Genomic DNA, 23,610 nt, shown 5'->3' with positions numbered 1-23,610 from the left:
CATGCAGGATCGCGTTATCGGCGTTGGCGTCATCGGTTGCGGCGAGATCGCCCAATTGATGCATTTGCCCTATCTCATGGAATTGCCGGCGTTTCGCATCGCCGCCCTGTGCGACATCTCGCCTGGCACGGTCGACAAGGTCGGGGAGCATTACGGTGTCGCGGCCCGCTATACCGACCATCGCGCTTTGCTTGCCGATCCCGATGTCGATGCGGTGGTAATCTGCACCTACGACCATGGCGAAATGGTCGCCGACGCGCTCCGGGCCGGCAAGCACCTGATCGTCGAAAAGCCGCTCGCCTTCACGCCGCAGGAGGCGCGCCCGCTGGTCGAGCAGGCCGAGCGGAGCGGCCTCGTCGCCCTTGTCGGCTACATGAAGTTCTACGATCCGGGCTACGAGGCCGGATTGGAGCGTATCGCCGCCATCGGCCGGCCGAAGTCGATCCATGTCCATGATTTCGCCGGCCGCTTCGATCGTTACGGCAAACTCTACACGCAGAGCCGGATCACCGACGTGCCCGCCGACGTGCTGGCAGTGGGGCGCGACGCGGTTGCCCGGCGCGTCGAGGCGGCACTCGGTGCCGATCACGCCGGCTATCGCGACCTCTATCTGCTGCTGCTCGGCCTCAGCAGCCACGACCTTGCCGTCATGCGCGGCGCCTTCGGCACGCCGGACCGCGTCGTCCACGCGCAGCAGACCGGCCCGAACCAATTGCTGGCCGTGCTCGACTATGGCGGCGTGCCTTGCCTGTTCGACATGGCGCTCGCCCAATATGAATGGTGGGACGAGTGGATCCATGTGCATGGCGAGCGCGACGAGGTGCGGATCGAATTCCAGAACCCTTATTTCCGCAATGCTTCGGCAACGGTTCGCGTGCGCGAGGCAACGGGCGAAGCCGCATCCGAGCGCATCATACCGGGCGTTCCCGATACTTCGTTCCGGCGTGAATGGCAGCATTTCGCCGATTGCATCCTGACCGGGGCGGCACCGCGCACGCCGCTTTCAGGCGGCCTCGCCGATCTCGACCTGGCGGTCCGGATCATCCAGGCGATGCCGCCGAAGCGGCTTTAGCGATACTTCGGAAAAGCGCCGCCGGCCGGTGCGTTGGCCCAGCTCTGCAAGGTCTGGCCGCCGTCGATCAGCCAGTCGACGCCGGTGACGTGCCTTGCCTCTTCCGAGGCGAGGAAGGCCACGGCAGCCGCGACATCGTCCGGCTGGCCGATGCGGCGCAGCGGGATGCGGTCGGCGAAATGCTGGACGCTGCTCTTGAAATCGCCGTCGCCGGAAGCCGGCACGCCAAGCGTCGTCTCGATCACGCCGGGGCAGATGGCATTGACGCGTATGCTGTAAGGTGCCGCATCGAGGGCCGCGACGCGCGTCAGCCCGACCACGCCATGCTTGGAGGCGACATAGCCGGCGCCGCCGGAAAGGACATCCCAACCGGCCATGGACGACCCCATATTGACGATAGAGCCGCCGGTTCCGGCCTTGATCATGGCCTGGAGCGAGGCCTGTAGGACAAGGAAGATGCCGCGCAGATTGATACGGATGATGGCGTCCCAATCCTCCACCGGCAGCTCGTGCACGGGAGCGACGACACCCGAAATGCCGGCATTGTTGAACACCACATCCAGCCCGCCGAACGCCTCGACGGTCGTTTCGACAGCGCCGCGCACGCTGTTCTCGTCGGTGACATCGGCCTCTATCGCGATCGTGCCCTCACCAAGAGAACCCGCCAGTTGCCGCGCCGCCGCGCCGTTGCGGTCGACGATGGCGACGCGGGCGCCCTCGTCGAGGAAACGCCGGACGGCCGCACCGCCAATGGCGCCGGCGCCGCCGGTGACGAGGACCTTCTTCCGATCGAACCTTTTCATCCCTGGGTCTCCGGCTTTGGATAGGAGCGCCAAGAATGCTTGGGCTCGAAGCCGATCGTCTGGCGCGCATGATCCGTATCGAGCACCGAACCGAAACCGGCGATCGGCCGCGACAGGGGGACGCCCGGATAGATCCGGCGCACGAGCGGCTCGGTTTCCTCTTCCATGAAGGTATCGGCGGCACTGAGCAGGATGCGCAGATGGCCTTCACCTGGCCATTCGAGTGCCTGGAGGAAGCCTTGTCCCGCATCGCGGGCGTCGAGATAGCTCCACAGGTCGCGGGCGCTATCGGCGGTGGCGCGGCGCGGGCCGACGCCGGCGAAGAAAGACTGCGGCGTCTGGATCCACGGCATGCGAATGCTGACCGCCGAAAACGCGCCGCGCCGCACCGCCGCGTCGACGATCTCCTCGCCCAGCCATTTCGACAGCGCATAAGGGTCCTGCGCGCCGACCGGGTGGTTCATGTCGACCGGCAGATAGGGTGGAATGACCGTCTTCTCGAAGAAGGGATAGCCGAAGACGCTGAAGGACGAGGCATAGACGAAACGCCTGACGCCAGCCAGGGTGGCGGCCTCCACGACGTTGTAGGCGGTGGCGGTATTGGTTTTGAATACCTCGCCGCCGGCTCGCCCGGTTGGCCGCGGGATAGCCGCCACATGCACCACCGCATCGCAATCGCGCACCAACTGCAGGGTCGATCCCAGATCCGTCAGATCGGCAACGGCGTGGCGCCCTGCGCCGCCGGCCGGTGCCACCGCGTCGATGCCCAGCACGTCGTGTCCGGCGGCGGTCAGGGCCTCGGCCACATGGCGGCCAAGCAGACCGCTGGCCCCGGTGACGATTGTCTTCATATCACTGCTCTTGGCCGGCCAAATCCGGCGATTTGATATCATTGATGGTCATACAAATCGAGCACATGATTGCCAACCCTTGTCAAGACCATGTCGCCCCGGACAAATAGCGCATACGCTGGTGCGAGCAGCGTGCGCAAGACCGGCGACCACAGCTTTGCGTCGAACGGGATTGACTTGGCATCCGCCAAGGTTTTTTGTATGAGCATCAACGATCGACCCAAGGAGATCGCCATGGCCGTGGACGTTTTTTCCTCACATCGGCACGACGATGCGGTGCGCCTCGACCGGCATCGTGCGGCGGTCATCGTCATCGATATGGTCAATGAGTTCTGCAAGCCCGGCGGAGCCATGGTCCTGCCTGGGTATGAGACGCTGGTCGCGCCGCAGCTCGCCGTCATCGAGGCCGCGCGCGCTGGGGGCGTCCCGGTGATCTGGGTTCACGACGCGCACCGGCCGGGGATGCGCCGCGAGCGCGAATGGGTGAAACGCACGCCGCATTGCGTGGAAGGAAGCTGGGGGCCTGAAATCATCGAGGATCTCGGTGCCCGCGACAACGAAATCCATGTCATCAAGCGGCGCTACTCCGCCTTCTTTCAGACCGACCTCGATCTGACGCTCAAGGACATGCAGGTCGATCAGTTGATCATCTTCGGCGTTGTCACCAACATCTGCGTGCGCTCGACCGTCCACGACGCGTTTTTCCAGGGCTATGAAGTGGTGGTGCCAAGCGATTGCTGCGCAGCGACGGGACCGCGCGAGCAGGAAAGCTCGCTCTACGATATAGCGACGCATTTCGGCGTGGTCAGCGATTCGAAGAGCGTCGTCGCGGCTCTTCGCGACGGGGCGTCACTGCAACCGGCTGAAGTCGCGGCTTGAGCCTGGAGTGAGCAGCATGCAAGACAGGCAACAGGAGTCCGGTTTGACGACCGAAAAGAAATCCGAGAAAGACGGGACACCGACGCGGTCGCGTGGCAAGGCACCGCTGAGCCGTGAGCAGGTGCTGCAGCAATATGCCGACACCGGATACGCGCTGGACGTCCACCCGGCGCACGTCATCCGCAAGGCGCATCAGCGCGCAACGCTGCGCTTCCAGCAGGTGATGGCGGGTGAGGACCTTTCGCCGACGCAGTTCGCCGCGCTTGCCACGATCCTCAAACACGGCGAGGTCTCGCAGAACCACCTCGGCCGGCTGACGGCCATGGACCCATCGACCATCAGCATCGTGATGCGCAAGCTGCTCAAGCACGGGCTGATCACGCGCAGCGCTTCCGAGACCGATCAGCGGCTGTCGATGATCGCGCTGACCGAAAAGGGAACCGAATACACGCTTGAGCGGCTCGAACGCAGCGTCGAAGTGGGGCGGCGCTTCCTGTCGCCGCTTTCACCAGCCGAGCAGGCGACATTGCTGCGTCTGCTGAAGCGCATCAACGACGACGATCCATCGAATGGCGACAGCGGCAAATAGGTCGCGTCCAGACTTTCCATACCAGCAGAAGTGAGAACCGATGTCGTCCGACCCCAAGTCGTTTGCCAACACGCTCGTCATCCGCAACATCGGACTGATGCTGACGGGTGATCTCGCACAGCCGATCGTCGATGCCGACACCATCGTCGTGACCGACGGCCGCATTTCCGCGATTGGCAGGGCAAGCGATGTCGACAGCGGCAATGCAACGACGGTCATCGACGCGATGGGCTGCGCCGTGGCGCCGGGCCTGATCGACAACCATGTCCATCCGGTCGCGGGCGACTGGACGCCGCGGCAGAACCAGATCGGCTGGATGGATTCGACCGTGCATGGCGGCGTCACGTCGATCATTTCAGCCGGAGAGGTCCATACGCCTGGCCGCCCGCGCGACCTAGTCGGGTTGAAGGCGCTGGCGATCGCGGCGCAGCGCACCTTCTCCAACTTTCGCCCCAACGGCATGAAGATCCTGGCCGGCGCCCCCATACTGGAGCCCGGCCTGGTCGAGGAGGATTTCCGCAGCCTCGCCGAGGCCGGCGTGACGCTTGTCGGCGAGGTCGGGCTTGGCGGCGTCAAGGACGGCCCGACCGGCCGGCAGATGGTTGGCTGGGCGCGCAAATACGGCATGACCTCGATGACCCATACGGGCGGCCCGTCCCTGCCGGGCTCCGGCCGCATCGGCGCCGATGTCGTGCTGGAGGTCGACGCCGACATCGTGGCCCACGTCAATGGCGGACCGACGGCGCTTCCCGAAGCCGAGATCCGCCAGATCTGCGAGAACGGCTCGCGCGCACTGGAAATCGTCCACAACGGCAATCTGCGCACCGGACTGTTCGTGCTCGACCTGGCCAGGCAGCGCGGCGAACTTTCGCGGGTCGTCCTCGGTACCGACAGCCCGGCTGGATCGGGCGTACAGCCGCTCGGCATCCTGAGGATCCTTACCATGCTGGCTTCGCTGGGAGAGGTGGCGCCGGAGGTGGCGTTCTGTTTCGCCAGCGGCAACACGGCGCGCGTGCGCGGACTGGCCGACCGCGGCATCATCGAGGTCGGCCGCGCCGCCGACCTCATCTTCATCGATCAGGCGATCGGCGGTGCCGGCGACGGGCTGCTCGATAGCGTGGCGCTCGGCAATTTGCCTGGCATAGGCATGGTGGTCATCGACGGCGAGGTGCGGACCGGCCGCAGCCGCAACACCCCGCCGGCGATGCGGGTGCCGGAAGTCAGGGCCGCCTGACGTCGTTGGGCGCGCCGGCGGAGAATCGTCGAGATGCTTTCCGCGATTGCGTCGAGCTAGCTCACGCCGTCCTTGCCGACGACCTTGTCCTTGGTCAGCCCGCCGACACGCGGATGCGGCCTGCCTGAATCGGTGATGGCGATGGCGACGACGATCTCGTCGGCACGCGGCGCATCGGGGACGCGAACCTCCATGCCGTCGAAATGGCTGCGCACCCGCGCCGCGTCCTTGTGGCCGAGCGGAATGTCGAGCGGCACGCCCAGACCGCCCCGCTTCTTGGAAGAGGGAATGAGCGCCGCACCCTTGCCCAGCACATCGCGGAACGGGGCGCCGAGCTGTGGATGGAGGATTGCCGCGGCATGTTCAAGCTCGCCGTCGGCGCCGACGGCAGCGGCCTTGCCGAAGCTCTCGACCTGGTCGCCGGCAATGCCGAGAGCGGCGACTGCACGCCTGGGCAGGATGTCGCCCAGCGCCTCGCCGACGGCGCTCAGTGCCGACAGATCCTCGACGAAAGTGCCGGCATAGGGATTGCGGATCACGGCGATCGCCGCGGCACGCCGCGTCGGTGGGTCGACGGGGCGGCCGCCTTCGATCCGGGTCTCCTCGACGATGGTGATGATGCGGCGGATTTCCGGGCTCATCGCAATCCGTCCTGGCCCTTGATGTCGGCCGCCGCCAGGCCGCCGACACGCGCGTGGACGCGCGCGCCGGTGGTCATCGCCAGGATGACCGCCATCTCGTCGCTGCGCGGCGCATCGCCGACGCCGATTTCGATGGCATCGAAATGGCTGCGCACATAGGAGGCATTGATGTGGGTGATCGGAATGTCGATGCGTGTTCCGGGGCCGCCAACCTTCTTGGTGGAGGGCACGATGGCCTTGGCGTTGCCGAGAAGCTCGCGCATCGCATAGCCGCCCGGATTGTGCCAGAGCGCACCGTGTTCGAGTTCGCCGGCGGCGCCGACGACGGCTCCCTTGCCGTAGCCCTCGATTGCCGCGGTCCCCTCGCCCATGGCATCGATCAGGCGCCGCGCCATGTCGAGGCCGAGCGGCTTCAGATCCTCCATGAATCCGGTGATCTCTTCCACGTAACGCCCGGCAAAAGGATTGGCGATGACGGCCACGATGGCGCCGCGCTTGGGTGGACGCGCCGCAAGCGGGCCGCCCTCATGGAAGATCTCTTCGACCTGAACCAGAAATTTCCTGACCACCACAGCTGGCATTGCGCGTATCCTTCGTCCGAAACTCACGAAATTCGTTAGAGTACCAACAATTATGCATCACCGATGTTTGTCAAGCGCTGCGTTGGAGGAGGCCGGAAACAGGGCAAGAAAACTGCATTGGAGGACGATTGACAGCCTGTTAGGCCGCTCATAAACTCATATGACCATCAACGAACTCGCCAGTCTTCCGGCGAGGTGTGGGGGATGGTCAAGGCGTGGCTTCAAGAAGCTGAAAAAAGCTGAAGGGGAATGACATGACAAGGGCGCTCAAGAGTTTATTTCTGGCCGGTACGATGCTGGCCGTTTCGTTGGGATCGGCCGCGGCACAAACCAAGGTCTCCGTGGCCGCCATCTCCGGATATTTCGCACAAGGCTTTGGTGTTTCGATCGTCAACGGCCTCAACAAGGCCAAGACCGATTTCGGCATCGACCTCAAACTGGTCGACACCGGCAATCGTGCCCTCGACTATGAGGAGCAGTTCGAGAACCTTGCCAAGGGCAAGCAATACGACCTCATCTTCGTGATGGGCTGGGAGCTGGTCGACTCGCTGCAGAAGGTGAGCAAGGAGTATCCCGACCAGCGCTTCGTCTTCATCGACGGCGTGCTCGACAATCCCAACATGATCTATGCCAACTTCGCCGAGGAGCAGGGCTCGTTCGTCGCCGGCGCGCTGGCCGGCATGATCGAGGCCAAGGGCAGCGAGTTTCCCAAGATCGGCGATGGCAAGGCAATCGGTTTCGTCGGCGGCCGCGATATCCCGGTGATCCGCAATTTCCTCGGCGGCTACGAACAGGGCGCCAAGCACGCCGCGCCCGATGTGAAGGTGAACTCGGTGTTCGCCGGAACTTTCGACGACCCGGCCAAGGGCAGCGAACTTGCCCAGGCGCTCTATGGCCAGGGCAACGACATCGTCTACAATGTCGCCGGTCCGACCGGTGAAGGCGTGATGCAGGCTAGCGCGGCCGCCGACAAATATTCGATCGGCGTCGACATCGACATGTGCGGCTCGGCTCCCGGGAACGTGCTCGGCAGCATGCTCAAGCGCGGCGACATCGCTGTCTACACGCTGATCAAGGACGAAGTCGGAGGTCACAAGGTGACTGCGGGCACCCGCACGTTCGACCTGGCGTCGGGCGGTGTCGAGTTCAAGGTCTGTGACGACATCGCCTCCAAGATCCCGGCTGACGTGACCGCCAAGCTGGACGAGATCAAGAAGGGCATCGTCGACGGCAAGATCGCGATCACCAAGGCGAAATAAGCCAGCACCAGCGCATCCCTCCCAAGAAAGCGCTAAGCTGATCCGCCGCGGCCCGCCGCGACGGATCAGCTTCAATCCGTGAGAGCCCCTCAATCTGCGAGAGCATGGTGTCGAACGCGTCGGGGTCTGCGACCCCCCAAAACACTGCCGCAATGGCCGTCGAGCTGACCGGCATCACCAAGCGTTTTGGCGCCTTCATTGCCAATGACGGCATCGACCTTGCCGTGCGCCGGGGTGAAATTCACGCCATCATCGGCGAGAACGGCGCCGGCAAGACGACGCTGATGAACGTCCTGTTCGGTCTCCTCCAGCCGGACGAGGGCTCGATCCGGCTGAATGGCGAGACGATCATGGTCGCCGACCCGGCCGCCGCCATCAAGGCCGGCCTCGGCATGGTGCATCAGCACTTCAAGCTGGTGCCTTCGCTTTCGGTCGCCGACAACGTCTTTCTCGGCATGGAAATCCGCCGTCACGGACTGATCGACCATGCGGCACAGATCGCCCGCACGCGGGAGCTGTCGAAGCGTTTTGGGCTGCATGTCGACCCGGCCGAGCGGGTCGGGCTGCTCTCGGTCGGCATCGAGCAGCGCATCGAGATCCTCAAGGTCCTGGTGCGCGGGGCTCGCACGATCATCCTCGACGAGCCGACCGCCGTGCTGACGCCGCAGGAAAGCCGCGAACTGTTCCAGACACTGCGCAGTTTCGTGGCCGAGGGCATGACGGTGATCTTCATCTCGCACCATCTGGAAGAGGTGATGGAGGTGTCCGACACCGTGACTGTGCTGCGCAACGGCAGGAAAGTGGCTACCCGTCCGACAGCCGAGCTCAGCAAGGATGAACTTGTCCGCATGATGGTTGGCCGCGAGGTCAGTTTCGACCGTCGGCCCCGCGCCCAGTTGCACGGCGACGCCGTCCTCGAGGTCAAGAACCTGTGGTCGCGTGACGACCGCCGGCTGCCTGCCGTCCGCGGCGCCAGTTTCACGGTTCGCGCCGGCGAAGTAGTGGGGATCGCGGGCGTGGCCGGCAATGGGCAGACGGAACTGGCGGAGGTGCTTTCGGGCCTGCGGCCGGCAAGCCATGGCGAAGCTTGGCTCAAGGGCCAGGATCTCACCACGCTTTCCCCCGCCGCGATACGCGAAGCGGGTCTTGCCCATGTTCCGGGCGACCGCATGGTGCGCGGGGTCGATCGCAACGCATCGATCGCGGCAAACACGCTGATGGGCCGCCAGCATCGGGCGCCGTGGAGCCGCGGCGGCATGCTCGACTGGAAGGCAATCGCCGGGAACGCCGGAGCGCTGATCAAGAGCTTCGACATTCGCGCGCAAGGGTCGGGAGATCCTGTCAAGCGACTGTCGGGCGGCAATATCCAGAAGGTCGTGCTGGCGCGCGAATTCACCAATGGCGCCGACTTCCTGCTGATCGACCAGCCGACGCGCGGTGTCGACATCGGCGCCCAGGAGGCCATCCATGACGAGATCATGCGCCAGCGGGCGGCCGGCCGTGCCATCTTGCTGATTTCCGTGCAGCTTGACGAACTGGCGGCGCTCGCCGACCGCATCCTGGTGATGTTCAACGGGCGCATCATGGGCGAAGTCGCCGGCGACGATGCCGACGAGGATCGTATCGGCATGATGATGGCGGGCGTGTCGCCCGAGCTGGAGCCAGCACGATGAGTGACCGTTTGCGCGCCGTTTCCGGTCAGGTGATCGCGGTTGGCGTTGCCTTGTTGCTAGGGGCGATCATCATCCTCCTGGTCGGCGAAAGCCCGGTCCGTGTCTTGATGACGCTGCTGCGCGGCGCTTTCGGCGACCAGGAAAAAATTGCCGGCACCTTGCTGCAGACGACACCGATCCTGATTTGCGGCGTCGCCGCCTGCATCGGCCTGCGCGGCGGCATGTTCAATGTCGGCATCGAAGGTCAGCTTTTCCTTGGCGGATTCGCCGCCGCCTGGGTCGGCTTCACCTTTTCCCTGCCCGCTGGCATTCATACGCTGGCGGCACTTTCGCTCGCGGTCGTCGCAGGCGCTGCCTGGGTCGCCATCCCCGCCTATTTTCGCGCCCGCTACAACACCAACGAAGTGGTCTCGACGATCCTGTCGAACTACATCGCCATTCTGCTCACCTCCTATTTCACCATCTTCCTGTTCAAACGGCCCGGCGGCTGGTCGGAGACGCCACCGATCCTTGCGACAGCCTATCTGCCGGAGATCTTTTCCTTCTCGCGGCTGAACTGGGGGCTGGCGATCGGCCTGCTGCTGGCGGTCGGCGTCGCGCTGGTCTTCCGCTACACCAGTTGGGGCTACGGCGTGACGATGGTCGGATCGGCGCCGAAATTCGCCGAATATGGCGGCGTGAACGTGAAGCGCCAGGGCTTTATCGTGCTTCTGCTTTCGGGCGCCGTCGGCGGACTGGCCGGCGGCGTCGAGACGCTCGGCGTGCATCACCGGTTCATGGAAGGCTTTGCTCCCGGCTTCGGCTTCGACGGACTGATCGCCGCGCTGCTCGCCAACGGCTCGCCGGTCGCCACCATCGTGACGGCGCTGTTCTTCGGCGCGCTGCGCAGCGGGTCGCTACTGCTTGAGGTCGATACCAGCGCCTCGCGCGAAATCATCACCGTGATCCAGGCGCTGATCATCCTCAGCGTATCGGCGCAGGTTCTGGTCAGGCGCCGTGGCGACAGCCAGGCGGGGGAGCGGCGATGGAAATTCTAGACAAGCTCGTCAATGTCGCGCTCATCGCGGCGACACTGCGCACCACCGCGCCCATTCTCCTGGTCGCTCTCGGCGGGTCGTTCACCACCAAGGCCGGCATTTTCAACATCGGTCTCGAGGGGCAGATGCTGGCCGGCGCCTTCTTCGCCGTCATCGGCTCGATCTGGACGGGTTCGGCCTTCGCGGGTGTCGCCTGCGGTGTCGCAGCGGCACTTGCCTTCGCGCTTGCCTTCGCCGTGCTGGTGGTGACATTCCGGGCCAATGAAGTGGTCGTCGGCCTGGCGCTCAACATCCTTGCCGGCGGCATGACGATCTCGCTGATGAAAGCGATCTTCGGCACGCGCGGATCGATCGTCGGTCACGGCATCGTCGGTCTTCCCAAGGTGCAGATACCCGGCGCGCAGGCACTGCTCGGCTCCTGGGCGCCGCTGATCTCGGGATTCACGCCGATCGTCTATGTCGCTTTCATCGCCGTGCCGCTCTTGGTGCTGTTCTACAACCGCACCCGGCTCGGGCTCTATATCCGCGTCGTCGGCGAGAAACCCGAGGCGGCTGAAGCGCTCGGCATCTCGATCACCCGCGTCCGCTACATCGCCTCGCTGCTGTGCGGATTGCTGGCGGGGCTCGCCGGCGCGCATCTGTCGCTCGGCTACATCACCATGTTCACCGAGAACATGTCCTCGGGCCGTGGTTTCATGGCGGTGGCGATCCTGATCTTCTCCAATGGCGATCCGCTCAAGGTGCTGGCCGGCTGCCTGCTGTTCGGCTTCGCCGACGCCTTCTCGCTGCGCCTGCAGACCTTCGGTTTCCCGTCCTATCTGGTGCTCACCGTGCCCTATGTCGTGGCGCTGACGGCACTGTTCGCGCTGTCTTACCGGGCACGGCCAAAGATCATCAAGGAGACGCTGGCATCGATGCAGAAACTCTTGTCGGTGGACAGGAACAGCGCCCCGGTCGACAAAAATCCCCAATGAAGGAACTCTCATGGAACGCATAATCCTCGACGTGGATTCTGCCGGCGACGACATTCTGGCCGTGCTGTTTGCCGCGGCCAATCCCAATGTCCGGCTCGAAGGCGTGACCACCGTGACCGGCGCCGCGGGCCCGATCGAGCAAGTCACCAATGTCGTGCTCAACACGCTGACGCTTGCCGGGCGCGACGACATACCGGTTCATGCCGGCGCCTGGCGACCAATCGTCGGCAACTCCAAAGCCGACATGGAGGCGCCGGTCCATTTCGAAAAGCGGCTCGTTGCCCGCTTCGGCGACCGGCTGAAGAAATTCAATCCGCCGGCACCGACCCCGTCGCGCCAGGCGACACCGGGACACGCGGTCGACTTCATCATCGATACGGTGATGGCCAATCCCGGTGAGATCACGCTGGTGACGACCGGGCCGCTGACCAATGCGGCGATGGCGCTGCTGCAGGAGCCGCGCCTGACAGGCGCGCTCAAGCGGCTCCTGGTGCTCGGCGGCAACTTCCAGACGCCCGGCAACATCACGCCGCTGTCGGAGTACAATATCTGGGCCGATCCGGAAGCCTCGCGCATCGTGCTCAACGCCGAGGTCGACAAGATACTGGTGCCGCTCGACATCTGCGAGGACAACCGCGTCGCCGCCTCGATGCTGACGCGCGACGACATCGCCGACATGCAGGCCCTCGCCCGGAAAAACGCCGTCTTCGACATGATCGCCGACAGCTTTCCGATCTACATCGATATCTGGCGCGAATTCTTCGATCTCGTCGGCTTCCCGATGGACGACGTGATCACCGTGGCGCTGGCTTTCGACCCGGCCCTCGCCACCATGACCGAACCGCTTTTCGTCGACGTGGTGCTCGACGGGCGGCTCGCGCGCGGACAGACGGTCGCCCATCGCGGCCGGCAGCTGCTGCCGGGCGGCGGACCGAAGACGACGCGCATCTGCACCGATCTCGACGGGCGCCGCTTCCTGAACATCTTCAAGCAAACCATCGCGCGCTACGAACAAGCGGCGTGAGGAACGACACAATGACCATTGCAACTCCGATCCTGTTCGACTGCGACCCCGGCCACGACGACGCCATCGCGCTGGTGATGGCCCATCGCTCGCCGGCCATCAAGCTTCTCGGCGTCACCACGACCTGCGGCAACGCCGAGGTCGAGAAGACGACCGCCAACGCCTTGCGCATCCTGGAATATATCGGCGCCGGCGACGTGCCGGTCGCGCAAGGGTGCCACCGCCCGCTGGCGCGCCCGCTGGTGCTCGGCACCGCCGATGGCCCGAGCGGCCTGGAGGGCTCGCCCTACTTGCCGCAGGCCACGATCAAACCTGTCGACAAGCACGCCGTCGATTTCCTCGCCGACAAGCTGCGCGCCGCACCCGAACCGATCCTGGTCGTCGCCACCGGACCCCTCACCAATATCGGCCTCCTGATCCTCAAGCACCGCGACGTGCTGCCCAAGATCAAGGAACTGATCTGGATGGGAGGTGTCTTCTATCGCAAGAGCGAGATCATCACGCCGACGGAATTCAACGCCTTCTGCGATCCCGAAGCGCTGAAGATCGTGCTCGACAGCGGCGTGCCGATCCTGATGGTCGGCCTCGACGTCACCATGCAGGTGCTGATCGAGGCGCCGCAATATGCCGAACTCGCCACGATCGACACGCCGCTCGGCAAGCTCGTCAACGACTGGCTGCTGTTCTACGAGAAGCTGCACCGCAACTCGATGGGCGTCGGCGGCGCCATGCACGACCCGCTGGCGCTAGCGCTGGCCATCGACCCGACTCTGGTGCGTACACGTCCGGCCCATATCGGCGTCGACCTGTCCGGCACCTATGCTTTCGGCGCCACGGTCGCCGATTTCTGGGGCGAGCGCGGCGAAAAGGACAATGCCCGCATTGCCCACGAAGTCGATGCCGACCGGTTCTTCAAGCTGATGTTCGACCTGCTGCGGGACTAAACCGCAGCGAGCAGCGGAAAGGGGCTCGGCGATTGCCGGGCCTTCGGCTGATCGTCCGCGCTTACGCGGACAGTCGCTGCGCGTGCCATCGCAGATGGTCGTCCATGAAGGTCGAAATAAAGAAATACGAGTGGTCATAGCCGTCCTGCATGCGCAATTTGAGCGCCATGCCGGCCTTGGCGCAGGCCTCTTCCAGCAGCCAGGGTTTCAGCCCGTCGTCGAGAAAACCGTCGGCTGTCCCCTGATCGACGAGAAGTTCCGGGAAGCGGTTGCCATCTTCGATGAGCAGGGTGGCATCGTAGCCGCGCCATGCCGCCTGATCCGCACCGAGATATTTTTCCAGCGCCGGCCTGGACCAGCCTGATGTGCCGGGCTGCACGATCGGCGCGAAAGCCGAGCAGCTCTTGAAACGTTCCGGGTTTTTCAGCGCTATCGTCAACGCGCCATGGCCGCCCATCGAGTGGCCGAAGATCGCCTGGCGCGTCATGTCGGCCGGGAATTCCGCCGCGATCAGCGCCGGCAATTCCTCACTGACATAGGAATACATGCGATAATTCCGGGCGAAGGGTTCTTGCGTCGCATCGAGATAGAAACCGGCGCCACAGCCGAACTGCCAATTGTCCTTCTCGTCGGGAACGTCGGCGCCGCGCGGACTGGTGTCGGGACAGACGACGATCAGCCCGAGCTCGGCGGACAGGCGCCTGTACTCCCCCTTGTCCATGACATTGGCGTGGGTGCAGGTCAGGCCGGAGAGATACCAGACGACAGGGCACGGCTTTTCACGGGCCTGCGGCGGCACGAAGACGGCAAAAGTCATGTCGCAGGCGCAGGCATCCGAGGCGTGCGAATAAACGCCCTGCACGCCGCCATGCGACCTCGCGGTGGAGATGGTTTTCATCCGATCCGACATATGTTTCTTCTCCGCCATGGGACTCACCGCCGCTTGTCTACGGCATCGGCCGTAACGACGGCAACCTTGGCGGATTGGATATCGGGTCTCGGGCCGGGTGCGATCGATCGCCGGCGCCTCGAGGATCGGAGTGGATATCTGGCGGAGGGCGTTACTCGGCGGCGATCCTGGCGCGCTGCCGGCCGAAGAGCGCGACGCCGACATCGTCCACCGCGAGACCGACGCGGGCTCGGATCACTTCGGATGCCAGCACGCCGTCGACGAAATCCTTCTCCGAGGCATAGACGGCCGTTGGCAGGGCAAAGGCTTCGAAGAAGCCGAACAGCGGCCGCAATTGATGCTCGACGATCAGCGCATGGCGATCGCCGCCGCCGGTCGCCGCCAGCAGCACCGGCTTGCCCCTGAGGGCCGCCGGATCGACGAGATCGAAGAAGTGCTTGAACAGCCCGGTATAGCTGCCTTTGTAGGTCGGCGAGCCGACCACCAGCACATCGGCGGCCAGGATCCGCTCGAGGATGGCACGGGCCGGTTCATCGAGGTCCCGCGCCCCTTTGGCAGTGCCAAGACTGGGACCGAGATCGACGATGTCGTGCGTGCTCGCGGCAAGGCCGTATCGTCCGGCGATCTCGGTCACGATATGGTCGACGAAGCCGCGGGTCTTGGAGGGCCGCGTGAAATTGCCGGAAAAGCCGACAATGGCCGGATTGGTCATGATGGAGGCCCTGTGATCTGTTCGAACGGGTTGCCGTAATGTCCATAATTTTTATAGACATTAACCCGGAACGAAAGGAATTGACGGTCGCGCCGGGTCGGAATCGGAAAAGATTTTTCTTTCCGGATGCTGCATCGGAAAAGGAACATAACGGATCGAGCCGATTGTGGATTGCACGACCTCCGGAAGGGCGTTCTAGGCGAAGAACCGGTTGGGGGGGCGCTTCAAGCCGAGATTCTCACGCAGCGTCGATCCTTCATATTGCTGCCTGAACAGGCCTCGCCGCTGCAGTTCGGGCACGACCTTGCCGACAAAATCGTCAAGCCCGGCCGGCAGATAGGGAAACATGACGTTGAAGCCGTCGGAACCTTCGGCGACGAGCCATTCCTCCATTTCGTCGGCGATGGTCGCCGGCGTGCCGACAAAGGCAAGGCCGGCATAGCCACCCAATCTTTGCGCGAGCTGCCTGACGGTGAGCTTCTCCTGGCGCGCCAGTTCGATGACGCGCTCGCGGCCGCTCCTGCTGGCGTTGGTCTCGGGGATGTCCGGCAGGGGCGCGTCCGGGTCGAAGCCGGATGCATCATGCCCGAGCGCGATCGACAGCGAGGCGATGCCGCTTTCGTAATAGACGAGGCTGTCGAGTTTGGCCCGCTTGGCCTCGGCTTCCTCGGCGCTGTCGCCGACGACGACGAAAGCTCCGGGCAATATCTTGATGTCGTCGCGCGAGCGGCCGAACTTCTGCGCCCGGCCCTTGACGTCGGCAAAGAAACGCTGGCCGGCGGCGAGGTCGGCATGGGCAGCGAAGATGACCTCCGCCGTCTCGGCCGCCAGTTGCCGTCCGGCTTCGGACGCACCTGCCTGGACGATGACCGGCCAGCCCTGCACCGGCCGCGCGATGTTGAGCGGGCCTCGCACCGAAAGATGCTCGCCCTTGTGATCCAGCACATGCAGCCTGGCCGGATCGAAATAGAGGCCGCTTTCGGGATCGCGGATGAAGGCGTCGTCGGCAAAGCTGTCCCACAGTCCGGTCACGACGTCGTGGAACTCGCGCGCCCGCCGGTAGCGCTCGTCATGCTCGACATGTTCGTCGAGACCGAAGTTCAGCGCCGCGTCGGGATTGGACGTGGTGACGATGTTCCAGCCGGCGCGGCCGCCGCTGATATGGTCGAGCGAGGCGAAGCGGCGCGCGACATGATAGGGCGCGTCGAAGGTCGTCGATGCCGTGGCGACCAGCCCGATATGATCGGTGACAGCGGCCAGCGCCGACAGCAAGGTGAAAGGCTCGAACGACGTCACCGTGTGGCTGCGCCGCAGCGCCTCTACCGGCATGTTGAGCACGGCCAGATGGTCGGCCATGAAGAAGGCGTCGAACTTCGCCGCCTCCAGCGTCTGGGCGAAACGCTTCAGATGGGCGAAGTTGAAGTTGGCGTCAGGGTAGGCGCCGGGATAGCGCCAGGCGCCCGTGTGCAAGGAGACCGGGCGCATGAAGGCGCCGAGCCGCAACTGCTTTTTGTGTGTCATGATCTGGGCATCCCGGCTGCAACTTCGGCTCGGTCGGCGGGCTGTTAGGCCGCCGTCGGATAGTCCGTATATCCCTTCGAGCTGCCGCCGTAGAATGTGTTGCTGTCGGGTGCGTTCAACGCCGTGCCCTGCTGCAATCTGCGCACGAGATCGGGGTTGGCGATGAACAATTTGCCGAAAGCAACCAGGTCGGCACGCCCCGTCTTCACCGCGGCTTCCGCGAGTTCCCTGTCATAACCATTGTTGACCAGCCAGGCGCCCTCGCCGCCCGCATCGCGATAGGCCGCCTTGAAGGCGGCGTAGTCGAACGGCCGCTCGCCCTGCTGGAAATCGCGCGCTCCACCGGTCGCGCCTTCAATGACATGGACATAGGCCAATCCGTAGCGGCCGAGTTCGCTGGCCACATGTTCGAACAGGGGCTGAGGCTCGGGGTCGGAGGAGTCGTTGGCCGGCGTCACCGGCGAAAGCCGAATGCCGGTCCGGCCGGCGCCGACTTCACCGACGACCGCCTCCACCACCTCGAACAGGAAGCGAGCGCGGTTCTCGATCGAACCGCCATAGGCGTCGGTGCGGTGGTTGCTGCCCGAACGCAGGAACTGGTCGAGAAGATAGCCATTGGCACCATGGATCTCGACGCCGTCGAAACCGGCAACCTCGATAGCCGCTTTCGCGGCGCGCCGAAAATCCTGCACAATGCCCGCGATCTCGCTTTGCTCGAGCGCCCGCGGCTCGGATGTCTCGGCAAAACTGCCGCTGCCGTCGGCTGCGACCAGGAAGGTCTTCGACTTGGCGCGGATCGCCGACGGCGCAACGGGCTTGCCGCCACCCGGCTGCAGCGACGTATGAGAAATCCGGCCCACATGCCAGAGCTGAACGACGATCTTGCCGCCCTCGGCGTGCACGGCATCGGTGACTTTCTTCCACCCCGCGAGCTGTTCAGGCGCGTAAAGACCTGGCACGTTCGCATAGCCCTGGCCCTGATGCGTGATCGCGGTCGCCTCCGTCACGATCAGGCCCGCCGTGGCCCGCTGGCGGTAGTAGGTGACGGAGAGATCGCCGGGAACCGCATGCGGCGAGCGGTTGCGCGTCAGCGGCGCCATGACGATGCGATTGGCGAGAGGGAGGTCGCCGACCGCTATCGGGTCGAAAAGTGTGGTCATCGGAATGCCTTTCATACTCAAGCAAATGTGGGTTCAGATATCGCAGAGGGATTCGCGGAAGGCGGCGATCGTTTCGTCGTTGCGCTTGTAGAAGACCCATTGGCCAAGGCGGCGCGTCGTCACCAGATCCGCCGACGAAAGGGTGGCAAGATGAGCCGACACGGTCGATTGCGAGAGGCCGCACCGCTCGAACTGACCGGCGCAGACCCCCATGGCCAGAGGATGCTCCTGGCTGGTGAAATGCTTTTCCGGCTCCTTCAGCCAGTTCAGCATTTCGCGCCGCACCGGATGGGCCAGCGCCTTGAGGATGGCATCGTGATCCATGAATTCCCTATATCGCCAATGACCGATATTTATATCGCTACTGTGCGATGCGTAAGGAATGGCATTCTGTTTTTGCCGCCTGAGGCGGAAGACTCGCCCTGTCGCGCCACATTGCATGGCAGTTCACTGGCGCATCCGAGAGGCCGAAGGGGGTCTCGTGGTCACCTGGGCTCGCGTCGCATGCTAAGATAGGTCGGATCGAACTCGGCTATCTCCACCAGCCGCTGCCAATCGAGGATTGTGACCATGTGGCTTGCCCAGCCGATGGCGCCAAGATTGCGCAGCGCGCCGATGACGCGGTTCATATGGACCACCGACAGGCCGAGTACGTCGGCGAGTTCCGCCTGCGACAGCGGCAGCCGAAAGGTCATGTCTCTCGTGTGGTTGACCACCTGGAGCCTGACGAACAGCTCGCACAGGAGATGCGCCAGATGCGCGGTCTTGGAACGGCGGCCCATGGCCACGATCCATTCCCGGTGGATGGCGCCGTCGACCAGCGTGTCCAGCCACAGGAGCCGGGTCAGGTGCGGCGCCTGCTCGGTGATGGTGCGCAACTTGCTGTGGTCGGCCGCGATCACATGGCAGGGTGACAGCGCAACGATGCCGTGGTCCATCGTCTTCAGGAGGAAGGCATGCAGATCGACGAAATCGCCCGGCACCTGCAGGGAAGTGAATTGCCGGCCACCATCCTCCAGCACCTTGTAGCGCGCGGCGAGACCATCGACGATCAGCGTGCTGTACGTCGGCCGCGAGCCTTCCACGACAATGTCTTCGCCGGTGGCAAAATTCTTTTCCACCGACATGGCGTCGGCGAGCAGCGCCTTTTCTCCATCCGAAAGGGCGTCGTGCTGACCAAGGTTCAGGTAAAGCGATTCGAGCATACTGGTTCCGATCCGGTAGTCGGGCTCAACGTGCAGGCCATCAGGTGGTTGCAGCCGTTGCACGCGATGGCGACCACCGGCCGGGAATGGGATGCCGTAGCGTTTGTTCGGAACCTCATCGCGCGGCGGATGTTTTCGTCCAGGCAAGCATGGAGGAAGCCATGGCACGCGACAGGACCGAGTATGAAACCGGCGCGCGGAAATATCCCGCGAGGACCGGCCCGGATCCGAGCGATGATTTCTCGCTCGATGCAGCCGGCAACAAGCCGCCGGCGGGCGGAATGGGCCTGACACGGCCCGCCGATCAGACAAATGAAGAAACGCATCAGTCCGAAGGCCAGAACACGCCCGGCAAGGCGACACCCGGCCCGGCCACCGAGAAGACATCCGGCGCGGGTCCGGCAATCCTAGAACACTCGAAGGACGCGACGCCTCCAAGGACGTCTCCAGGATCGGGCCGACAAGTCGGCGCCAGGGACTGAGACTGGAGGATTTTTCTGCAGCCGTGGAGACAAAATGATGACGCAATCCAGCACCGCCGGTGAAGCCGCCAAGCAGCGCCATATCCAGCAGGGCATCGATGCCAAGGATAGATCGAAGCGCAACGGCAAGGTCGAGCACGCCATGCAGGCTGGCGCGCGCGCCTATCCGGAGCCCCCTTTCCCCAAGCAGCATCAGAAAAAGCCGGGGCACGAATCGGCGGTTGAGCCCGCGCCTCTCTACGATGCGCCCTACTATTTCGGATCAAAAAAGCTCGATCAGAAAGTGGCTCTCATCACGGGCGGCGATTCCGGCATCGGCCGCGCGGTGGCGGTGTTGTTCGCCCGCGAAGGCGCCGATATCGCGATCGTCTATCTGTCCGAGGACAGGGACGCCGAAGAGACAAAATCCGCCGTCGAAGGTGAAGGCCGGCACTGCATCCTGATCAAGGGCGACGTCAGCGAAAGGCAGGATTGTCATGATGCCGTGGCGGCCACGGTCAAAGCATTCGGCCGTATCGACGTGCTGGTCAACAACGCCGCCTTCCAGATCCATTCCAGCGACTTCGGCGACCTGACGGAGGAGCATTTCGACACGACGCTGAAGACCAATCTCTATGGCTATTTCCACATGGCGCAGGAATCGGTGCCGCACATGAAGCCGGGTTCGGCGATCGTCAACACCGGTTCGGTTACCGGCATAGCCGGCTCCAAGCAACTGGTCGACTATTCGATGACAAAGGGTGGCATCCACGCCTTCACCCGCGCTCTGTCCGGCAACCTCATCGGCAAGGGCATCAGGGTAAACGCCGTCGCGCCGGGACCGGTGTGGACGCCTCTCAATCCGTCGGACAAGGAAGCCGAAGACGTCTCGAAATTCGGCGCCGACACGCCGATGAAACGGCCGGCTCAGCCGGAGGAACTGGCTCCGGCCTACGTGTTCCTCGCCTCCCCGCATTGCTCCAGCTACATCACCGGCGAGATCCTGCCGATCGTCGGCGGTTACTGAGGTCGAGGCAATGTATTTCATCGCGCTCGCGACCGACTATGACGGGACGCTCGCGCATGATGGGACGGTCTCCAAGAAAACGCTGGCCGCGCTGGAGCGCTTCAAGAAAAGCGGCCGCAAACTGCTTCTGGTCACCGGACGCGAATTGCCCGACCTCAAACGGGTGTTTCCCGATGTCGGCCTGTTCGACAAGGTCGTCGCCGAGAACGGCGCCTTGATCTACACGCCGGCAAGCGAGGAAGAGCGGACGATCTCGCCCGAGCCCGAGCCGAAATTCGTCGCCAGGCTGAAAAAGCAGGGTGTGAAGCCGCTTTCTGTGGGACGTTCGATCGTCGCAACCTGGGAACCACATCAGGCCACCGTGCTCGACACCATCAAGAAGATGGGGCTGGAACTGGAAATCATCTTCAACAAAGGCGCGGTGATGGTTCTGCCAAGTGGCATCAACAAAGCCACCGGACTGGCGGCGGCGCTTGAGGATCTTCGCCTTTCGCCGCACAATGTGGTGGGCGTGGGCGACGCCGAGAACGATCATGCCTTCCTGCAGGCCTGCGGCTGCGGCGTTGCCGTCGACAATGCCATTCCCGCGGTCAAAAGCACCGCGGACCTGGTCATGCGCGGGGCGCGCGGCAAAGGCGTCGAGGAACTGATCGCCAAGCTGATCAAGCACGACCACGGGATCGTGCCGAAACGCCACGGCGGCGTGGTTCTGGGGACCGCGGGCGGCGACGACATCTATCTGTCGCCGACCGAAAGCGTGCTTATCGCCGGCAGCTCGGGCATCGGCAAATCCACTTTGGCGACCGCGCTGACGGAACGCTTCGTCGAGAGCCGGTTTCAGTTTTGCGTCTTCGACCCTGAGGGCGACTATGACGGCCTCGAAGGCGCCGTTAGGCTGGGCGATGGATCGAGCGCGCCGACAAAGGCGCAAGTGCTGGATCTGATCGCCAAGGCCGACAGCAATGTCGTCGTCAACGGCCTGGCGCTGCGTGTCAGCGAACGGCCGGACTTCTTTGCCGACTTGCTGCCAGGCCTTGGCAGTTTCCGCCGCCGCACCGCACGACCGCATTGGCTGGTCATCGACGAGGCGCACCACCTTCTTCCCAAGCGCCGCGACGACACGCGTGCCGTGCTCTCGCTCGAACTGCCGGGGACGATCCTGATCACTGTCCATCCCGAAGCGATTTCGACCGATGCCCTGCGACTGATGACGGCCGTCATCGCCCTTGGGCCGAAAGCGAAGGATGTTATAAAGGCCTTCTGCCGGGAGACCGGCATCGAGATGCCGAAGGACATTCCGACGCCGAAGGGCGACCGGGTGCTGTTCTGGCGGCCGGGAGCAGGCAAGAAAATCAAGACGGTCAAGGTGATCGAACCGCGCCAGTCGCTCAAGCGCCACAGCCGCAAATATGCCGAGGGCCAGCTCGATGAGACGGGCAGCTTCTATTTCCATGGTCCCGACGATGCCATGAACCTCAGGGCCCATAATCTGATGATTTTCGCCCAGATCGCCGAAGGCATCGACGACAAGACCTGGGAATTCCATCTGCGCGCGGGCGACTATTCCAAATGGTTCCGACAGCAGATCAGGGACAAGGACCTCGCCCGCGAAACCGCCGAGGCGGAAAAGGACAGGAAGCTCTCGGCCGAGGAGAGCCGCAAACAGGTGCTGGATGCCGTACGCCGGCGCTACACGGCACCCGCGACGGCGCCTGAGGAATAGCAGGGGACAGGAGGCGGTATGAGCACCGACCCGCATGGCAACCATGGCAAGAACGAACATCAGGACGAAGGACTTGTGTTTTCAGCACGCCAGGCCTCGCAAGGCGAGATCATCCTGCGCACCCGCGCACCGCGGATCATCTTCGTGGCCGGACTGGTCGGCATCCTGATCCTGGCGGCAGTGGTCAGGTTCGCGATCGGTTGAGCGGATCGGCTGCGACAACCGCTGTCAGACGGCACCGGCTACGGTCTTGATCGCCGGCCGGGATTGGAACCCGGGCGCCGACCTGACGTTCAACCTTCATCGAGAAGGAGAAACGATCATGCCCCTAGGTGAGAAATCGAAATACACCGACAAGCAGGAGCGCAAGGCCGATCATATTGCCGAAGGCTATGAGAAGCGTGGCGTCTCCGACAAGGAAGCCGAACGACGCGCATGGGCGACTGTCAACAAGGACGACGGCGGCGGCAAGAAAGAAGGCGGCTCCGGGCGCGGCAAGCACACGGGTCATCCAGCAGCGCATAAGGGTGGCAAGAGTGGCGGAAAAGCATCCGCTTCCCGATCAGCCGCAAGCCGGTCCGAATCGGCAAAAAAGGCAGCGGCGACCCGCAAGAGGAATGCCGAGCATCACGCCCACTGACCCTTGCAAGCACAGAATGCCGGCATGTGCCAGGCAATTGCGCAATGGATTTCGGAGAACGACAATGGACAGCCGCAAAAGAGAGCAGCCTGCGGTACAAGCTGACGACCCGACGAGGACCGAACGTCCGACCATGGAGCAGCAGGACTGGGAAGAGCTCGAAGGCGCGAAAATCCTGCCCGACAGCGGCTCGTTGGAAGGCGAGCCTGGGCAGGAGGGCAACTTGCCTGAGGAAGACGACGACAACGCCTACCAGGACAGCGACGAGGCGTTGCCCGACGATATCGAGGAGGCAGCCATTTCACGCGATCCTTCGAGGGAAGGCAGCCGATTCGACGAAGACTGACCGACCGGCGCGCGGACCGGTCAGAAGGTGGCATGCATCGGGGGCTCTTCATTTTCATCGGGATTGGGTAACGGCGCCTCGTCGGGCAGTTCGTCCGGCTCGGGCTCGCCGATCGGCTCGGGCTTCCAGTTGGGAGCCGGCATAGGCACGTCGCGGTTGGGATCGGGTTCTCTGGGATCTGGCATCAATCTGTCTCTCCGTTGGAGGATCGAGCGGGCTGGATTCACCCGCAGCGCCTCGATGGTCAAAGAAACTGGCGGCCCAGACGTTCCCTCACGTAATATTTCGCGCCATGCCGCCGGCGTGCGACCTCGCCGAGGCGGGCAAGTCGTTTGTAGACTACA

At 63.9% G+C, this 23,610-nt stretch carries 27 protein-coding genes; 16 read left to right on the top strand and 11 right to left on the bottom strand.

The genetic code is table 11. The features are described from left to right. Nucleotide 1: 1 nt before the first annotated feature. Complete coding sequence (locus tag FJ967_RS05010) at nt 2-1,072, top strand: Gfo/Idh/MocA family oxidoreductase (RefSeq protein WP_140730588.1); 1,071 nt, start codon at nt 2-4, stop codon at nt 1,070-1,072. Here FJ967_RS05010 and FJ967_RS05005 read toward each other — a convergent pair. Together FJ967_RS05005 and FJ967_RS05000 are read right to left on the bottom strand one after the other, a co-directional pair. Beyond that, a complete protein-coding gene (locus FJ967_RS05005; RefSeq protein WP_140730587.1) occupies nt 1,069-1,875 on the bottom strand; it encodes an SDR family NAD(P)-dependent oxidoreductase in 807 nt (268 codons plus the stop codon). The genes FJ967_RS05010 and FJ967_RS05005 overlap by 4 nt on opposite strands. Further along, nucleotides 1,872-2,726, bottom strand: a complete 855-nt coding sequence (locus tag FJ967_RS05000; RefSeq protein WP_140730586.1) for an NAD(P)-dependent oxidoreductase — start codon at nt 2,724-2,726, stop codon at nt 1,872-1,874. The genes FJ967_RS05005 and FJ967_RS05000 overlap by 4 nt, the downstream gene beginning before the upstream one ends. Before the next feature lie 234 nt (nt 2,727-2,960). Between FJ967_RS05000 and FJ967_RS04995 the strand changes: the two genes are divergently transcribed. Genes FJ967_RS04995 through FJ967_RS04985 form a run of 3 tightly spaced genes read left to right on the top strand, consistent with a single transcriptional unit; the run spans nt 2,961 to nt 5,428 of the window. Then, on the top strand, nt 2,961-3,605 hold the full coding sequence (locus tag FJ967_RS04995) for an isochorismatase family cysteine hydrolase (RefSeq protein ID WP_140730824.1): 645 nt from the start codon (nt 2,961-2,963) through the stop codon (nt 3,603-3,605). A 43-nt stretch (nt 3,606-3,648) separates the two neighbouring features. Further along, nucleotides 3,649-4,194, top strand: a complete 546-nt coding sequence (locus FJ967_RS04990) for a MarR family winged helix-turn-helix transcriptional regulator (RefSeq protein ID WP_140730585.1) — start codon at nt 3,649-3,651, stop codon at nt 4,192-4,194. A 40-nt stretch (nt 4,195-4,234) separates the two neighbouring features. Next, nucleotides 4,235-5,428, top strand: a complete 1,194-nt coding sequence (locus tag FJ967_RS04985; protein WP_140730584.1) for an amidohydrolase family protein — start codon at nt 4,235-4,237, stop codon at nt 5,426-5,428. A 56-nt stretch (nt 5,429-5,484) separates the two neighbouring features. Here FJ967_RS04985 and FJ967_RS04980 read toward each other — a convergent pair whose 3' ends face one another. Together FJ967_RS04980 and FJ967_RS04975 are read right to left on the bottom strand one after the other, a co-directional pair. Beyond that, complete coding sequence (locus FJ967_RS04980) at nt 5,485-6,069, bottom strand: amino acid synthesis family protein (RefSeq protein WP_140730583.1); 585 nt, start codon at nt 6,067-6,069, stop codon at nt 5,485-5,487. After that, complete coding sequence (locus FJ967_RS04975) at nt 6,066-6,650, bottom strand: amino acid synthesis family protein (RefSeq protein ID WP_140730582.1); 585 nt, start codon at nt 6,648-6,650, stop codon at nt 6,066-6,068. The genes FJ967_RS04980 and FJ967_RS04975 overlap by 4 nt, the downstream gene beginning before the upstream one ends. Nucleotides 6,651-6,904: 254 nt before the next feature. Here FJ967_RS04975 and FJ967_RS04970 point away from each other — a divergent pair, with 254 nt between their 5' ends. The 6 genes from FJ967_RS04970 (at nt 6,905) to FJ967_RS04945 (ending at nt 13,561) form a co-directional block, all read left to right on the top strand. Further along, complete coding sequence (locus FJ967_RS04970; RefSeq protein ID WP_140730581.1) at nt 6,905-7,909, top strand: BMP family ABC transporter substrate-binding protein; 1,005 nt, start codon at nt 6,905-6,907, stop codon at nt 7,907-7,909. 152 nt (nt 7,910-8,061) lie between these two features. Continuing rightward, nucleotides 8,062-9,582 (top strand): ABC transporter ATP-binding protein, encoded by a 1,521-nt coding sequence (locus tag FJ967_RS04965; RefSeq protein ID WP_246675174.1) that lies wholly within the window; start codon nt 8,062-8,064, stop codon nt 9,580-9,582. Further along, on the top strand, nt 9,579-10,619 hold the full coding sequence (locus tag FJ967_RS04960; protein WP_140730579.1) for an ABC transporter permease: 1,041 nt from the start codon (nt 9,579-9,581) through the stop codon (nt 10,617-10,619). The genes FJ967_RS04965 and FJ967_RS04960 overlap by 4 nt, the downstream gene beginning before the upstream one ends. Then, on the top strand, nt 10,607-11,593 hold the full coding sequence (locus tag FJ967_RS04955) for an ABC transporter permease (protein ID WP_140730578.1): 987 nt from the start codon (nt 10,607-10,609) through the stop codon (nt 11,591-11,593). Before FJ967_RS04960 ends, FJ967_RS04955 begins: the two co-directional genes overlap by 13 nt. Before the next feature lie 10 nt (nt 11,594-11,603). After that, nucleotides 11,604-12,617 carry a nucleoside hydrolase gene (locus FJ967_RS04950; protein WP_140730577.1) on the top strand — a complete coding sequence of 338 codons (1,014 nt, stop codon included), beginning with the start codon at nt 11,604-11,606 and terminating at the stop codon, nt 12,615-12,617. Between the two features lie 11 nt (nt 12,618-12,628). Next, the gene (locus tag FJ967_RS04945; protein WP_140730576.1) at nt 12,629-13,561 is read left to right on the top strand and encodes a nucleoside hydrolase; all 933 of its coding nucleotides are present in this window, start codon (nt 12,629-12,631) and stop codon (nt 13,559-13,561) included. Between the two features lie 61 nt (nt 13,562-13,622). Here the strand turns inward: FJ967_RS04945 and fghA are convergent, their stop codons facing one another. The 6 genes from fghA to FJ967_RS04915 form a co-directional block, all read right to left on the bottom strand. Continuing rightward, nucleotides 13,623-14,459: an S-formylglutathione hydrolase gene (gene fghA, locus FJ967_RS04940; protein ID WP_140730823.1), complete on the bottom strand. Its 837-nt coding sequence runs from the start codon at nt 14,457-14,459 to the stop codon at nt 13,623-13,625. A gap of 163 nt (nt 14,460-14,622) precedes the next feature. Then, entirely contained in the window at nt 14,623-15,183 is a 561-nt protein-coding gene (gene msuE, locus FJ967_RS04935; RefSeq protein WP_140730575.1) for an FMN reductase, read from the bottom strand. Nucleotides 15,184-15,378: 195 nt separating this feature from the next. Further along, entirely contained in the window at nt 15,379-16,704 is a 1,326-nt protein-coding gene (locus FJ967_RS04930; RefSeq protein ID WP_140730574.1) for an LLM class flavin-dependent oxidoreductase, read from the bottom strand. A 44-nt stretch (nt 16,705-16,748) separates the two neighbouring features. Then, nucleotides 16,749-17,864 (bottom strand): alkene reductase, encoded by a 1,116-nt coding sequence (locus FJ967_RS04925; protein ID WP_140730573.1) that lies wholly within the window; start codon nt 17,862-17,864, stop codon nt 16,749-16,751. Between the two features lie 33 nt (nt 17,865-17,897). Next, nucleotides 17,898-18,188 carry a metalloregulator ArsR/SmtB family transcription factor gene (locus tag FJ967_RS04920; RefSeq protein ID WP_140730572.1) on the bottom strand — a complete coding sequence of 97 codons (291 nt, stop codon included), beginning with the start codon at nt 18,186-18,188 and terminating at the stop codon, nt 17,898-17,900. A 161-nt stretch (nt 18,189-18,349) separates the two neighbouring features. Then, nucleotides 18,350-19,069 carry a Crp/Fnr family transcriptional regulator gene (locus FJ967_RS04915; RefSeq protein WP_140730571.1) on the bottom strand — a complete coding sequence of 240 codons (720 nt, stop codon included), beginning with the start codon at nt 19,067-19,069 and terminating at the stop codon, nt 18,350-18,352. Between the two features lie 161 nt (nt 19,070-19,230). Here FJ967_RS04915 and FJ967_RS04910 point away from each other — a divergent pair, with 161 nt between their 5' ends. The 6 genes from FJ967_RS04910 to FJ967_RS04885 all read left to right on the top strand — a co-directional run bounded on the left by FJ967_RS04910 (nt 19,231) and on the right by FJ967_RS04885 (nt 23,266). Beyond that, a complete protein-coding gene (locus FJ967_RS04910; RefSeq protein ID WP_140730570.1) occupies nt 19,231-19,551 on the top strand; it encodes a hypothetical protein in 321 nt (106 codons plus the stop codon). Between the two features lie 34 nt (nt 19,552-19,585). Further along, nucleotides 19,586-20,557, top strand: coding sequence for an SDR family oxidoreductase (locus FJ967_RS04905; RefSeq protein ID WP_140730569.1), 972 nt, complete (start codon nt 19,586-19,588; stop codon nt 20,555-20,557). 10 nt (nt 20,558-20,567) lie between these two features. Beyond that, on the top strand, nt 20,568-22,280 hold the full coding sequence (locus tag FJ967_RS04900) for an HAD-IIB family hydrolase (protein ID WP_140730568.1): 1,713 nt from the start codon (nt 20,568-20,570) through the stop codon (nt 22,278-22,280). A gap of 18 nt (nt 22,281-22,298) precedes the next feature. Continuing rightward, a complete protein-coding gene (locus tag FJ967_RS04895) occupies nt 22,299-22,484 on the top strand; it encodes a hypothetical protein (RefSeq protein WP_140730567.1) in 186 nt (61 codons plus the stop codon). A 118-nt stretch (nt 22,485-22,602) separates the two neighbouring features. Continuing rightward, on the top strand, nt 22,603-22,920 hold the full coding sequence (locus FJ967_RS04890; RefSeq protein WP_140730822.1) for a plasmid stabilization protein: 318 nt from the start codon (nt 22,603-22,605) through the stop codon (nt 22,918-22,920). 64 nt (nt 22,921-22,984) lie between these two features. Then, a complete protein-coding gene (locus FJ967_RS04885) occupies nt 22,985-23,266 on the top strand; it encodes a hypothetical protein (protein WP_140730566.1) in 282 nt (93 codons plus the stop codon). Between the two features lie 20 nt (nt 23,267-23,286). On the opposite strand, the gene FJ967_RS04880 is transcribed toward FJ967_RS04885, so the two are convergent. Beyond that, nucleotides 23,287-23,451 carry a hypothetical protein gene (locus FJ967_RS04880; protein WP_140730565.1) on the bottom strand — a complete coding sequence of 55 codons (165 nt, stop codon included), beginning with the start codon at nt 23,449-23,451 and terminating at the stop codon, nt 23,287-23,289. Nucleotides 23,452-23,610 lie beyond the last annotated feature (159 nt).

The sequence above is a fragment of the Mesorhizobium sp. B2-3-4 genome (genome assembly GCF_006442315.1).
Lineage (GTDB): Bacteria > Pseudomonadota > Alphaproteobacteria > Rhizobiales > Rhizobiaceae > Mesorhizobium.
The sequence above is the reverse complement of the archived record's forward strand: the minus strand, read 5'-3'. Positions and strand labels throughout refer to the sequence as shown.

Excerpts from the sequence above, each read along its gene's own strand:
- FJ967_RS05010 (WP_140730588.1), top strand. The coding sequence starts at position 2 with ATGCAGGATCGCGTTATCGGCGTTGGCGTCATCGGTTGCGGCGAGATC.
- FJ967_RS05005 (WP_140730587.1), bottom strand. The coding sequence starts at position 1,875 with ATGAAAAGGTTCGATCGGAAGAAGGTCCTCGTCACCGGCGGCGCCGGC.
- FJ967_RS05000 (WP_140730586.1), bottom strand. The coding sequence starts at position 2,726 with ATGAAGACAATCGTCACCGGGGCCAGCGGTCTGCTTGGCCGCCATGTG.
- FJ967_RS04995 (WP_140730824.1), top strand. The coding sequence starts at position 2,961 with ATGGCCGTGGACGTTTTTTCCTCACATCGGCACGACGATGCGGTGCGC.
- FJ967_RS04985 (WP_140730584.1), top strand. The coding sequence starts at position 4,235 with ATGTCGTCCGACCCCAAGTCGTTTGCCAACACGCTCGTCATCCGCAAC.
- FJ967_RS04980 (WP_140730583.1), bottom strand. The coding sequence starts at position 6,069 with ATGAGCCCGGAAATCCGCCGCATCATCACCATCGTCGAGGAGACCCGG.
- FJ967_RS04975 (WP_140730582.1), bottom strand. The coding sequence starts at position 6,650 with ATGCCAGCTGTGGTGGTCAGGAAATTTCTGGTTCAGGTCGAAGAGATC.
- FJ967_RS04970 (WP_140730581.1), top strand. The coding sequence starts at position 6,905 with ATGACAAGGGCGCTCAAGAGTTTATTTCTGGCCGGTACGATGCTGGCC.
- FJ967_RS04965 (WP_246675174.1), top strand. The coding sequence starts at position 8,062 with ATGGCCGTCGAGCTGACCGGCATCACCAAGCGTTTTGGCGCCTTCATT.
- FJ967_RS04960 (WP_140730579.1), top strand. The coding sequence starts at position 9,579 with ATGAGTGACCGTTTGCGCGCCGTTTCCGGTCAGGTGATCGCGGTTGGC.
- FJ967_RS04955 (WP_140730578.1), top strand. The coding sequence starts at position 10,607 with ATGGAAATTCTAGACAAGCTCGTCAATGTCGCGCTCATCGCGGCGACA.
- FJ967_RS04950 (WP_140730577.1), top strand. The coding sequence starts at position 11,604 with ATGGAACGCATAATCCTCGACGTGGATTCTGCCGGCGACGACATTCTG.
- FJ967_RS04945 (WP_140730576.1), top strand. The coding sequence starts at position 12,629 with ATGACCATTGCAACTCCGATCCTGTTCGACTGCGACCCCGGCCACGAC.
- fghA (WP_140730823.1), bottom strand. The coding sequence starts at position 14,459 with ATGAAAACCATCTCCACCGCGAGGTCGCATGGCGGCGTGCAGGGCGTT.
- msuE (WP_140730575.1), bottom strand. The coding sequence starts at position 15,183 with ATGACCAATCCGGCCATTGTCGGCTTTTCCGGCAATTTCACGCGGCCC.
- FJ967_RS04930 (WP_140730574.1), bottom strand. The coding sequence starts at position 16,704 with ATGACACACAAAAAGCAGTTGCGGCTCGGCGCCTTCATGCGCCCGGTC.
- FJ967_RS04925 (WP_140730573.1), bottom strand. The coding sequence starts at position 17,864 with ATGACCACACTTTTCGACCCGATAGCGGTCGGCGACCTCCCTCTCGCC.
- FJ967_RS04920 (WP_140730572.1), bottom strand. The coding sequence starts at position 18,188 with ATGGATCACGATGCCATCCTCAAGGCGCTGGCCCATCCGGTGCGGCGC.
- FJ967_RS04915 (WP_140730571.1), bottom strand. The coding sequence starts at position 19,069 with ATGCTCGAATCGCTTTACCTGAACCTTGGTCAGCACGACGCCCTTTCG.
- FJ967_RS04910 (WP_140730570.1), top strand. The coding sequence starts at position 19,231 with ATGGCACGCGACAGGACCGAGTATGAAACCGGCGCGCGGAAATATCCC.
- FJ967_RS04905 (WP_140730569.1), top strand. The coding sequence starts at position 19,586 with ATGATGACGCAATCCAGCACCGCCGGTGAAGCCGCCAAGCAGCGCCAT.
- FJ967_RS04900 (WP_140730568.1), top strand. The coding sequence starts at position 20,568 with ATGTATTTCATCGCGCTCGCGACCGACTATGACGGGACGCTCGCGCAT.
- FJ967_RS04895 (WP_140730567.1), top strand. The coding sequence starts at position 22,299 with ATGAGCACCGACCCGCATGGCAACCATGGCAAGAACGAACATCAGGAC.
- FJ967_RS04890 (WP_140730822.1), top strand. The coding sequence starts at position 22,603 with ATGCCCCTAGGTGAGAAATCGAAATACACCGACAAGCAGGAGCGCAAG.
- FJ967_RS04885 (WP_140730566.1), top strand. The coding sequence starts at position 22,985 with ATGGACAGCCGCAAAAGAGAGCAGCCTGCGGTACAAGCTGACGACCCG.
- FJ967_RS04880 (WP_140730565.1), bottom strand. The coding sequence starts at position 23,451 with ATGCCAGATCCCAGAGAACCCGATCCCAACCGCGACGTGCCTATGCCG.